Here is a 12,063-nt window from a genome sequence, read left to right as displayed (position 1 = left end):
AAAGAGGATGAAAAGGACCGAAAGACTGTCCTTTTCACCAGATTTTTAAACTACCTATTATATTTTTCCTACAAGATCAAGGCTTGGTTTAAGTGTTTCAGAACCCTCTTCCCATTTAGCTGGGCAAACTTCACCAGGATTGTTACGTACGTATTGTGCTGCTTTAATTTTTCCAACAAGTGTGCTGGCGTCACGGCCGATACCGTCAGCGTTAATTTCTGCTGCTTGTACAACACCATCTGGATCAATGATGAATGTACCACGTTGTGCAAGACCTGCTTCTTCATCTAGTACATCAAAGCCGCGGGAGATTTTTTGTGAAGGGTCACCGATCATAATGTATTCAAGTTTGCTGATTGCATCTGAATGATCGTGCCATGCTTTATGTGTGAAATGTGTGTCAGTTGATACAGAATATACTTCAACACCTAATTTTTTCAATTCTGCGTAGTGGTTTTGCAGGTCTTCAAGCTCTGTTGGGCAAACGAAAGTAAAGTCCGCTGGATAGAAGCAAACAACACTCCACCCGCCTTTCATATTTTCATCGGTAATTTCGATAAATTCTCCGTTACCGCTATTGTATGCTGATGCTTTAAATGGCTGTATTTCTTTTCCGATTAGAGACATGTATATGTTCCTCCTGTTTTTAAAAATACTTAGAATCACATAGCTCCATTTTATAACGACAAATATTGGTGTTGTCGGATAACTATAATAATTCTTATGCAGCACTTATTATTGTATAGAAAAAACACTTTGTCAATCGTTATCCAAGTTATTTGCGAAATTATTCACAAATGCAAAGAAGTACTGTAATTATAGCATAGATCATTATGTGAGTTTGCTATAAAAAGAGCTGTTGTAATAACTTCATTTTTATTACTTTATTACATTCCTACTGTGTACTTGTGTTACAATCAAAATAACAATGAATAGAAACGGGCGAGACGGGTGAATAAGAAAGTAACCAACCAAATAATTGAAGATATGTGCGGAATGGTCTCCTATAAAAAGGGAGACTCTTTTTATCGATCGAATAAAGTTACGTTGAAAACCTATACGCATGAGAGGTGCGAAGCAATTGTTACGGGGGCAGAAGATTTTTATGTGACGGTTGAACAAGCGGATCATCAAACATTGAAAGCCACATGCAGCTGTCCGTCTTTAGCATCGTATACGAAGGATTGTCAGCATGTTGCAGCTGTTTTGCTTGCTATTCAACATGAACAGCGAAAAGGAACTGCGCCAGGAAAGGCATTCGAAAGTCGAGAAAATCAAGCGCTGGCAGATGACCTTGTGAAAATTTTTGATAACCATTCCATCCGTTCAAGCGCACACCAACGGCATTTTGAAAATCGGGAAGTCCTTCCGCTCCATTTCACGTGCAAGCTTATCAACTTGAATGAAGATCAGCAGCTGTTTGGCATGGAAGTTCGGGTTGGCTCATCAACGGTACGTGATATTCGAGCTTTTTTGCAGCGGATAAGAAAAGGACAGCCGTTTACTCTATCGCAAATGTTCACGTTTGACCCGGAAATGCATTGCTTTATGCCTGACATGGACGCCGTTTTGCAGGAGCTTTACCAAGTGATTCGTGATGAAAAGGAAGAGTCAGATAGAACCTGGAATTATGAGAATAAGCCGATTGGTAAGGATGTCTTACCTCTTCCGCCTTCTGCATGGGTACGGTTAGTAACGTTGCTGCAAGATATATCAGATGTGACGATTATGGTTCAAGGAAAAAGCTTTAAGGGAATCCATCTTTCAAAAGCTATGCTGCCATTGCAGTTTGATTTTGCACCAGCAGACCAGCAAGACTATACATTAACCGTGAAAGGAATGGAACGTTTAACATTGCTCCACGCCTATCGGAATGTATTTGTATCTGGCAAATTGACACCGTTAGGAAGAGATGCTTATCAATCACTCACAAACTTAAAGCGTATGCTGGATACAGCTGGAACAAATCAAATCCCTATCCCAGAGCATCAAGCAGGTTTTATTGTCGAAAAGGTAGCACCAGGATTGAAGAAAATCGGAACGGTCCATTTGTCTGGAGATATTAGCAATCACTTAGTAAAAACACCATTAACGGCAAAGTTATATTTAGACAGATTGAAAAATCGTTTGCTTGCTAGTCTCGAGTTCCAGTATGAAAATAATGTGCTCAATCCATTAGATAAAGATGGACTCCGTGACGGCTCGTTTGTTGTTCGGGATGTAGAAAAGGAAAATGAGATTTTGGAGCTGATGGAAGCAGGTCAGTTTGCTACGACAGACGGTGGTTACTTCCTCCATAACGAAGAGCTCGAATATGAATTTTTACATTATATTCTTCCAAAGCTGCAAAAGCTTGTAAACGTGTACGCCACAACGGCTATTCGACTTCGAGTGATGAAGGCACCGGTTCCCCCAAGGATAAAAGTGAAGGCTAAAAAGGACCGGGTCAACTGGCTGGAATTTAAGTTTGAGATGGAAGGATTTCCTGAGAAGGATATTAGGGAGATTTTAGTTGCTTTGGAAGAAAAGCGAAAATATTATCGCTTGCGAGATGGGGCGCTTTTATCGCTTGAAACGAGAGAGTTTAAAGAGATTCAGCGTTTCTTACATGCTGTACCAATACAAGAAGAGGAAGATTTGGAAAAAGGTATCCAATTTCCGATTATCCAAGGACTCCGCTTGCTTGATACTACAGCAGATACCGTGTTTTCACTTGAAGCGTCATTCCGAACATTTTTACAGCAGATTGAAAATCCGGTTTTAGATAAATTTCCGGTACCGGAAAATGTGCAGCATGTGCTACGAGATTATCAACGAATCGGTTTTCAATGGATGAAGACATTGGCAAGCTTCGGATTTGGCGGGATTCTTGCAGATGATATGGGACTTGGGAAAACATTGCAAAGCATTACGTTTATTCAGTCAGAGCTTGCTGTTATTCGGAAGAAAAATGTCCCTGTTTTAATTTTGTGTCCTGCATCGTTAACGTATAACTGGCTGAATGAAATAGAAAAATTTACGCCAAACATCCAAGCGACAATTCTTGATGGAACGAAGGAAGAACGTCAGAAAATAAAAAATTGGGTGATGGATAGTGATGTTGTCATTGCTTCTTACCCGCTATTACGGAGTGAGGTCCAGTGGTTTAAGAGTCAAACCTTTCATACGGTGTTTTTCGATGAGGCTCAAGCATTTAAGAACCCGATGACCCAAACTGCTAGAGCGGTGAAGAAACTGCAGGCGGATTATCGTTTTGCACTAACTGGCACACCAATCGAAAATGCATTAGAAGAACTGTGGTCAATTTTCCATGTTGTTTTTCCAGAATTATTCCGTAGTCTAAAGGAATACAGCAACCTGAATCGAAAACAAATTGCCCGCCGAATACGTCCGTTTCTCCTCCGTCGGGTAAAAGAGGATGTGCTCACAGAGCTGCCGGAGAAAGTGGAATGGATCGAAACAGTAGAATTGTTGCCGGAGCAGAAGAAGCTATATGGTGCTTATCTAGCAAAACTGCGTCACGAAACATTGAAGCATTTGGATAAAGACACGATACGAAAGAACCGGATTCGTATTTTAGCGGGCTTAACGCGACTGCGCCAGATTTGCTGCCACCCCGATTTATTTGTTGAAGGTTATGAAGGGAAATCAGCTAAATTTGAAAAGCTAAAACAGTTGTTAGAGGAGTCCAGGCTTGCAGGCAGAAGGGTACTTATTTTTTCCCAGTTTACGAAAATGCTTGCGCTTATCGGACGAGAGCTTACGAAACAGGGTGTAGACTACTTTTACCTTGATGGTCAGACACCATCTGCAGAACGAATAGAACGTGTGAATCGATTTAACCAAGGAGAACGTAATCTATTCCTGATTTCCTTAAAAGCAGGTGGGACAGGGCTTAATCTAACAGGTGCAGATACCGTTATCCTCTACGATTTATGGTGGAATCCAGCTGTGGAAGAGCAAGCTGCAGACCGTGCACATCGGATTGGACAGGAGCATGAGGTGCAGGTTATCAAGCTCGTCGCAAAAGGTACGGTTGAGGAAAAAATGAATGAGCTGCAGGAGCAAAAAAGGAGTCTCATTGAAGAAATGATTGATCCACAAAATAAGTCTGTGACATCTCTTACAGAGGAAGATATTCGGGAGATTTTGATGTTGTGAGTTTGGATGTGTTCAGTGCTTTGCTTAAGTACTATTTAATAAAGACAAGTAATTTTGTCTTAAATGTAATTGGTTTTTCAAGATAATTGAGTAGGATATGGTGACTGAACATTGTCGCCTTGTCCGGTCAAGTGGATATCATACGTTCCTTTTGAGAAGATTTGATAGGAAACAAATAGAGTGAAAGTAGCTAAAACCCTTGATATTAAAGGTTTTATCCTTACTATCCATTTTAGTATAAATAATCAAAAGCTGGCAATATCATCACTAATTCAAGTCTATTTAAGCAATAATAATCAATGTGGATCGATTTGCAGTACAATATACGAAACACTAATTAGACTGTTCAACATAAAAATAAAAAACTAAGTAAGCATGTAATATTTATAGCAGACAGTTCAAAATTATTTTCTTTATTTGCAACAATAATAATTTTACTTGGGAAAAGAGAAGTATACAGTGAGGTTGAAAGGGTAGGGGCAATAGGATTTACTTCAATCGTAGTAACGATAGCAATTTATGGGCTTGGAATGCTTTTAGTAGAATCAAGTTTAATTAGTGAAGGTAGTTATATGCCTAAAGACAATCAAGAATCAGAACTAATCAAATCATTTCGATGATTATCAGAAGAACAAAAATCCGAAATTCAAAAATCAATAGACTCTAAATTAGACAAATAACTCTTAATTGTAAATATCCTAAGTAATATTGCGGACAATTAGAAAATAAAATAGAGTAGGGGAGAGAACACCTTTATTTTTATCCAAAATAAAAACTGCCATACAGGCAGTCTTTAAATTATTATTTATAAGTTAATTTCTTTTGGTAATAAACGCCGATAGGCTTTTTAGCTGTTCCCGTTTTTCCTTTTGGATACTTTGGACTTACAACGGTATAGGAACGTCTTTGATATATCAATTTCGAACTAACTGTAGCTCTTTTTACTGTTCTATTGTTAGCATTAGTAGGTACTTTATAAGACCCAGAGTAAGAAACAGAATAAGAAGATGTAACGTTAAAGCCAACGGTCAAAGAAACAATCGTTGAATTTAAGCCGAAGTCACCAGAATAAGTAGCCGAATGCTTCTTATTATAACTAAGTTTCATCGTTACTCCTGGATCACCAGCAACGCTATTGATTATAGGCCCATATGAATCACTCAATTTATAGTATTTTATTCTTCCTGCACCGTGTGTATACCATTTTCCTGGTAATCGAACAGCTCGTGGGCCTATCATACTGTCTTCTGCTTTAGATATAACCTGAACTCCTGATACTGACTCATCATTAAGAAGTTCCGTTACTTTTGCATCTAATTCTTCTTCACTTTCAAAATCCTCGTAATACAATACAATTGGGTCAATAAATTCGTCAAGAACTACTTCCTCACCATCATACAGCCCTTCATCTAGTTCGATTTCTTCATCTTCAGATAATTCGTCGTCAATTGCGATTTCCTCGTCTTCATTAAGTTCTTCATTTCGAGACTCAGCACTTACTAAGCTGAAAGGAGGTATTGCTACGCAAAGACAAATAAGAATAACAAAAGGTTTTAATAATTTCTGATTCACCGGTATTTTCCCTCTTTTTATAATTCCGTTGGAAGATTTTGTCATGCTATAATTTAATTGTATATATAAAAGTAGGGAATTACAACAATTATTTTTAAGAATTATGAGAAAATTGTTTCACGTATTGTTTGAGCCCATGAGAAGAGTGGCTACAAATCGATCAATAGAAACAAAATTCAAGCATTAACAGCATATATAATTGAGGTTTCGAGCGAAGGAAGTGGATAATTACAAAAAGCATTTAAGAAAGACTGAATTATGAGGAAAGGTGCTTATTTGATGAGAAAAGTAATTCTTGATATTTCGATGTCATTAGATGATTTTATCGCAGCTGTACAGCAAGGCAAAAAAGCTGCAATAGGGAAAAATGTTAGTGTTGGAACCGCTAATATTGCGCAACATGGTATGAAAGCGAAGCTACTTGATGAACTGCACCTTTATGTAGCTCCTGTTTTACTTGGCAGAGCATTCGTTTATTTGATCAGATTGGAACAGAGCAAATAATACTTGAGCATCAAGCAAGTGATTGAAGGTTCTGATGTATCCATCTGAAGTATAATCTCTTATACTAGCGTGTCTTCCGTTTTGTGCTTGGGGATAGAATCACATGAATCAGATGGGAATTATCAGCAAAAGAGAGTGGAGGGGATGTATAAACGAATTTGGTGGTTTCGTTAAGTGATCAGCTCTTTTTTATCGTTTTTTAATTTTACGATAGATTTGAGAAATAATTTTAAAGGTTATAATACATACCTGTTCAAATAGTTTTCCTAAACAAGAGGAAGTCATCCAGCCCAACATCATTATCCTTTATATTTTGTTGTAAATCGGATACGATAAAATTACCTATTATTTATTAAAGGCTTATGCAAAATGGCATTCGACTGATACAAGGAGGAATTAACTAGTGATCATTGCGATCATCTTTTTATTATTTGTCTCATTTTTCTTTTCGGGAAGTGAAACAGCGCTTACAGCAACCAATAAAATGAAGCTGCAAACAAGGGCTGCAAACGGGGATACAAAGGCAGAGAAGCTTTTACATTTGGTTTCTAAGCCGAGTGAGTTTATTACATCGATTTTAATTGGAAATAATATTGCGAATATCGTTTTGCCAACGCTGGTAACGACGCTTGCTATTCAATATGGCTTCGATGTGGCAATTGCTACAGCAATATTGACGGTTACCATTATTATATTTTCAGAGGTGCTTCCAAAGTCCATTGCTGCAGCCTTTCCAGATCGTATCTCCAGCATGGTGTTTCCAATCATTCAGGTTGTTATATTCGTCTTAAAGCCAGTAACAATTGTACTTAATGCAATGACAGGATTTATTACGAGGGTACTATCAAAAGGAAAAGTCAATGATGCCTCCTTCTCAAAAGAGGAATTACGAGCAATGGTTGATATTGCCGACTCTGAGGGAATGTTTCAGCGGGACGAATCCCACCGAATAAAAGGGGTTCTTGATTTTTATAATTTAAATGTAAAAGATGTACTGAGTACACCAAGAATGGAAATTGTGGCATTACCGAATACGGCAACCTATGACGAGGTAAGAGATGTTGCAATCGAGAACCCCTATACAAGGTATCCTGTTTATGAAGGGGATATTGATACGATAGTTGGTGTTTTTCATTCGAAATACCTGTTATCATGGTCGACAGAACCTGAGATGTCCTTGCAGCATTATAGTGATTTAGAGCCACTGGTTGTTTATGAATTCCACTCGATTGAGTGGGTTTTTCGCAAAATGACAAAAGAAAAAAAGCATATCGCAATTGTGCTGGATGAATACGGTGGTACCGAAGGGATTTTAACACACGAGGATATTATTGAAGCAATGATCGGTTTGGAAATTGAAGATGAAATGGATTTGGAAAACAATGCACTTGTAGAAAAATTAACGGAAACAGAAATTATCTGTGATGGTAAAATTCCATTGTATCGATTAAATGTCATTTTTGAAACAGACATACCGGAGGAAGAGGATGTACTTGCCGGCTATTTACTGAAGGAATTCAACGATTTTCCGATTGAAGGCGACGTAATTGAAAGAGAAAATCTTACGTTTAAAATTTTGGAAATTGAAAACAGAGCGATTAAGTATGTTCAAATTATTAAATAATGAATTTGTATAGGTAGCTTTATGTAAGTTTGTTGGTGGGGTGATGGGATGCTATCAGTTAGATTAGGTCAGATGAAGGGGGTTATTCTATCTTGTTTGTCGAACGAGATAGAATAAAGAGCGTGATACAGGATGAAATTCCAATAGCAATGCAAGACTGTCCCGAACAGCTAAATGTGTATTTTAAAGGGGTGCGTCAAGAATTTTCATGAGGCTTAGTCGCAGGTGAAATCGGGTATCGGCTATAGGTAAAGGATAGCCGACTAAACCTTAGCTAAAGTCTAACGTCGCACTTGAAGGGGCGCGTTTCCTTTATGTCTTTCGTAGGAATGTCCGACAAGTCGCCTCCCCCCACAGTTCGGGGCGCAGTCTGCACGTCACTAACCGGGCACTTGCGCTTTAGTTCCTAACTTTACCATCTTAAACGGCTATTCTAAATGCAGTAAATCAAACAACAGTATGAATTGAAATTGAACTGTGGAAAGCCTTTAATTTCTGCAGCTTTGACAAATATATGTATATGAGATAAAATGACTGATAGTCAGTCAGTTTGTGTTTTGTAGTATTTCATGTAAGGAGGTTTTTACGTGGATAATAAAAAAGAAAAGATTATACATGCTGCAATTGATGTCTTTCAGGAAAAGGGGATTGAGAAAACAAAAGTATCCGATATTGTAAAAGGTGCGGGAATTGCGCAAGGGACGTTTTATTTATACTTTTCCTCAAAGCTTTCGGTTATGCCTGCAATAGCGGAAGTTATGGTAGAAAAAATGATGGAGGAAATGAAGGAGCGTGTAAATGAAACACATCCATTTGATAAACAGCTTGAACAGGTTGTTGATGTTGTTTTTGATATTACGAAGTCCTATCGTTCCATATTCGCCATGGTATATGCGGGTCTCGCTTCTAGTGAGTATTTACAGCAGTGGGAAAAGATTTATCAACCATACTACGAGTGGATGGGTGCTTTTTTTAAACAGGCAAAGGCAAAAAAATTCCTGCGAGAGGATTTATCTATTGAGCCAAGTGTAAAGCTAGTAATTGGTTTAATAGAATCTGCAGCAGAGCAAGTTTATTTATATGATCAGCTAAGTAAAGAAGAAGCTGTTAAGAAGAAACGAGAAGTATTAGAATTTATGAAGCATGCACTGTACAAAAAACAATGAAGACCTCAAATTCAGAGGTCTTTACGGCTGATAATGACTGACAGTCATTCATTATATGTTGGGGGTTTTACGATGAATAAAGCATGGATTTATGTCGTGCTAACAAGCTTGTTTGAATTAATTTGGATTTATGGCTTTAATACAGCTTCAGAATGGTGGCATTGGATGCTTATAATCTCAGCTATTTTATTAGATTTGCACTTCTTATCCAAAGCGTGTGAAGGACTTCCAACCGGAACTGTATATGCGATTTTCGCTGCTGCTGGAACAGTAGGAACTGCGCTGATGGATGTTTATTTATTTGGTGGAAGTCTCAGCATCGGAAAAATTGCTTTTATGACATTACTTGTTGTGGGTGTTATTGGATTGAAATTGTTTGATAACCCGTCAACTACAGAAGAGAAAGGGGAAGTTAACTAATGGGCTGGTTATTGATAGCTGGAGCATCTGTATTTGAGATGATTGGTGTGTTGGGCTTACGATTATATAGTGAAAAGAAGCGGTTCCGAAATGGCTTTATTTATTTAGGTGGATTAGGAATGAGCTTTATCCTGTTATATGCATCATTTGAGTATTTACTTGTGAGTGTTGCCTACTCTGTTTTTATAGGAATTGGAACTGCTGGAGCTGTTTTATTAAATATGCTGTTTTTTGGAGAGTCGAAAAGCATACCACGAATTATAAGCTTACTTGCTATTGTAATTGGTGTTACCGGCTTAAAAGCTTTGTCATAATCGGAATGAAACTACTAGCTATGTGCCTCTCTTTATTCATTAAGGGGGGCCATCACCTGCTTCAAAAGCTGCTCCATCAAATCAATTTCATAAATACACATTTAATGAAGTATATTCTTTCGCAGCTATTTCCATTTTACAGTATAATTAAGAAAGAATACTTTTGAAGATGGAGGTGTAAGCGAATGAAATCAATTATGGTTGAGCAATTAGTGCGTGAGTTTTCATTGGAGGTACTGGCTGGAGAAAATGAATTGAATCGGTCAATTACAAGGTTACGGACCCACCGTCCAGGTCTGGAATTTATCGGTTATTTCGATTTTTTTCCAATGGAACGTGTTCAAATCCTCGGCCAGAAGGAGATTACATATTTACACCAGCTAAGTGATTCAGAGCGGCAATTGCGGATCGGGAATGTGGTTAACTACCATCCTCCATGTTTTATTGTTACTGCTGGACAGGGTGGGCTTACTTATTTAAAACAGTATTGCACGAAAGAAAAGATTCCATTATTGCGGACAAAGGAATCTACGACAGATTTCATTGCCAAAATGGATGCATACTTGACCAAGTCCTTGGCTCCAGAAATGGCCTTGCATGGTGTTTGCCTAAATGTATTTGGGATTGGAATTTTACTCCGCGGGGAATCCGGTGTTGGAAAAAGCGAAACAGCACATACACTTATTGGTAGAGGTCATCGCCTGGTTGCAGATGATATTGTTGTTTTGAAAAAGCTAAGCCATAAGACAATCCTGGGTACGCATGATGAGAATAACAAAGAATTCCTGGCGTTAAGAAGTGTAGGTTTATTAAATGTTGTTCGTGTGTACGGAAGAAAATCTTTTCAAGAAGAAACAAGGATTGCTTTAGATATCGAGCTAACGAGATGGAAAGAAAATGCGCTAAATAATGAGCTCGAATTGGAAACAAGATTTACCGATTATATGGGTGTGCCAATTCCGCATATTCAAATTCAGCTGCAGCCAGGACGTGATGTCGCTGGATTAATCGAAGCAGCGGCAAATAATTGGTATTTAAAGCAGCAAGGCTACAGTGCTGCAGAGGATTTTATGAACCGGATTGAAAACGATAATGGGAATAATCGTTAAGAAATATTATATTATTGAAAGCTTTGAGCAGTGCAAAAACACAGGATCCATGGATTGGTTCCTGTGTTTTTTATCTACGTGATTAAATTCTGTTTTCGCCTAAGTCCACCGATTATCAGTGTGAGTATCGTAATCGCGATTAAGAGGAGAAGTTCTGACAGACCATGCAGTTCAAAGAAATGGATAACACGTTCTTCCTTTAACATCATTTCGCCTGCTGTCCAGGCTAAGAGTGCGGCACCCAGATAAATGATAACCGGATATTTTTGTATCAGCTTTAGGATAAATTCACTTGCGGTTAGAATTATCGGGATACTGAGGATAATACCTGCTATAACAAGGATTAAGTCACTATCGGCAACCGCAGCAACAGCTAGTACATTATCCAAGCTCATAATAACGTCTGCAAAGATTATGATTGTTACAGCCTCTCTTAATGATTCACCACTTTTTACATTATCGTTTTCATGCTTGTCTACTAATAATTTGTAGGCCACGATTAAAAGCATAATGCCGCCAATTAACTGAATAAAGGGTAATTGCAGTAGGTTGATCATTAAAAAGACAAATAATATACGTAATGCAATTGCACCGAATGTCCCCCATCTAATAGCTCTTTTTTGTAAATGCTCTGGCAGATTCCTGCTTGCCATCGCAATAACGATCGCATTATCACCGCTCAGTAAAATATTAATGATCAAAATTTTTAACATTGGTTCCAGTAGCTCCAAATATGATTCCCCCTCTGCGTCGGCTTGTCCAGAAGCTTAGAAATAGCACGCCATCCCGTGCCGCTAACGCACCAAAATCCAAAATAAGCCACCATCCCACGCCGTTAACGCACCAAAGTCCAAAATAAAACACCCTCCCGCACCGTTAACGCACCAAAATCTAAAATAAGCCACCCTCCCGCGCCGCTAACGCACCAAAGCTCAAAATAAGCCGCCCACCGCAGCTAATTCATCAAAATCCAAAGAAACTCTCCGACCGGCATGCTCACACCACCTCATCATTATCTTTATGAGAAAAAAAGCACTTAAAGAACTGTTATTTATAATGCTATTCTAAGAGATACTAGTTGTAAGGCGGACTAGGCTTGTAGACCTGTTTTATTACTTTTCCAGGGATTAAGTCGCCTTTTTGTAAAAGAAAGCTATTCTATAGATCTTTTTACTGTATAATTAAAATATTCT

Annotated in this window: 10 protein-coding genes; 7 read left to right on the top strand and 3 right to left on the bottom strand. The window is 38.3% G+C overall.

From position 1 onward, the window contains the following. Positions 1-57: 57 nt before the first annotated feature. Entirely contained in the window at positions 58-627 is a 570-nt protein-coding gene (gene ahpC, locus MHH64_RS01285; RefSeq protein ID WP_095310391.1) for an alkyl hydroperoxide reductase subunit C, read from the bottom strand. Between the two features lie 324 nt (positions 628-951). Between ahpC and MHH64_RS01280 the strand changes: the two genes are divergently transcribed. After that, complete coding sequence (locus tag MHH64_RS01280) at positions 952-4,161, top strand: SNF2 helicase associated domain-containing protein (protein WP_340002524.1); 3,210 nt, start codon at positions 952-954, stop codon at positions 4,159-4,161. A gap of 801 nt (positions 4,162-4,962) precedes the next feature. On the opposite strand, the gene MHH64_RS01275 is transcribed toward MHH64_RS01280, so the two are convergent. Then, positions 4,963-5,733 carry a hypothetical protein gene (locus MHH64_RS01275; protein ID WP_340002523.1) on the bottom strand — a complete coding sequence of 257 codons (771 nt, stop codon included), beginning with the start codon at positions 5,731-5,733 and terminating at the stop codon, positions 4,963-4,965. A 279-nt stretch (positions 5,734-6,012) separates the two neighbouring features. Here MHH64_RS01275 and MHH64_RS01270 point away from each other — a divergent pair, with 279 nt between their 5' ends. The 6 genes from MHH64_RS01270 (at position 6,013) to hprK (ending at position 10,870) form a co-directional block, all read left to right on the top strand. Beyond that, the gene (locus tag MHH64_RS01270) at positions 6,013-6,237 is read left to right on the top strand and encodes a hypothetical protein (protein ID WP_340002522.1); all 225 of its coding nucleotides are present in this window, start codon (positions 6,013-6,015) and stop codon (positions 6,235-6,237) included. A 403-nt stretch (positions 6,238-6,640) separates the two neighbouring features. Further along, a complete protein-coding gene (locus tag MHH64_RS01265) occupies positions 6,641-7,861 on the top strand; it encodes a CNNM domain-containing protein (protein WP_340002521.1) in 1,221 nt (406 codons plus the stop codon). A gap of 587 nt (positions 7,862-8,448) precedes the next feature. Further along, positions 8,449-9,027, top strand: coding sequence for a TetR family transcriptional regulator (locus MHH64_RS01260; protein ID WP_251660130.1), 579 nt, complete (start codon positions 8,449-8,451; stop codon positions 9,025-9,027). Between the two features lie 72 nt (positions 9,028-9,099). Next, complete coding sequence (locus MHH64_RS01255) at positions 9,100-9,447, top strand: SMR family transporter (RefSeq protein ID WP_095310403.1); 348 nt, start codon at positions 9,100-9,102, stop codon at positions 9,445-9,447. After that, entirely contained in the window at positions 9,447-9,761 is a 315-nt protein-coding gene (locus MHH64_RS01250; protein ID WP_095310405.1) for an SMR family transporter, read from the top strand. The genes MHH64_RS01255 and MHH64_RS01250 overlap by 1 nt, the downstream gene beginning before the upstream one ends. A 185-nt stretch (positions 9,762-9,946) precedes the next feature. Then, complete coding sequence (hprK, locus tag MHH64_RS01245; protein ID WP_095310407.1) at positions 9,947-10,870, top strand: HPr(Ser) kinase/phosphatase; 924 nt, start codon at positions 9,947-9,949, stop codon at positions 10,868-10,870. A gap of 74 nt (positions 10,871-10,944) precedes the next feature. Here hprK and MHH64_RS01240 read toward each other — a convergent pair whose 3' ends face one another. Then, entirely contained in the window at positions 10,945-11,601 is a 657-nt protein-coding gene (locus tag MHH64_RS01240) for a TerC family protein (protein ID WP_095310410.1), read from the bottom strand. Between the last annotated feature and the right edge of the window lie 462 nt (positions 11,602-12,063).

Source organism: Oceanobacillus sp. FSL K6-0127 (assembly GCF_037983385.1).
GTDB classification, from domain to species: Bacteria; Bacillota; Bacilli; order Bacillales; family Amphibacillaceae; genus Oceanobacillus; species Oceanobacillus profundus.
Note: the sequence above shows the minus strand (reverse complement) of the source record. Positions and strands in the feature narration are given on the sequence as shown.

Bases quoted from the DNA above. Each gene is read 5' to 3' on its own strand.
- hprK (WP_095310407.1), top strand. From the start codon at position 9,947: ATGAAATCAATTATGGTTGAGCAATTAGTGCGTGAGTTTTCATTGGAG.
- MHH64_RS01250 (WP_095310405.1), top strand. From the start codon at position 9,447: ATGGGCTGGTTATTGATAGCTGGAGCATCTGTATTTGAGATGATTGGT.
- MHH64_RS01255 (WP_095310403.1), top strand. From the start codon at position 9,100: ATGAATAAAGCATGGATTTATGTCGTGCTAACAAGCTTGTTTGAATTA.
- MHH64_RS01270 (WP_340002522.1), top strand. From the start codon at position 6,013: ATGAGAAAAGTAATTCTTGATATTTCGATGTCATTAGATGATTTTATC.
- ahpC (WP_095310391.1), bottom strand. From the start codon at position 627: ATGTCTCTAATCGGAAAAGAAATACAGCCATTTAAAGCATCAGCATAC.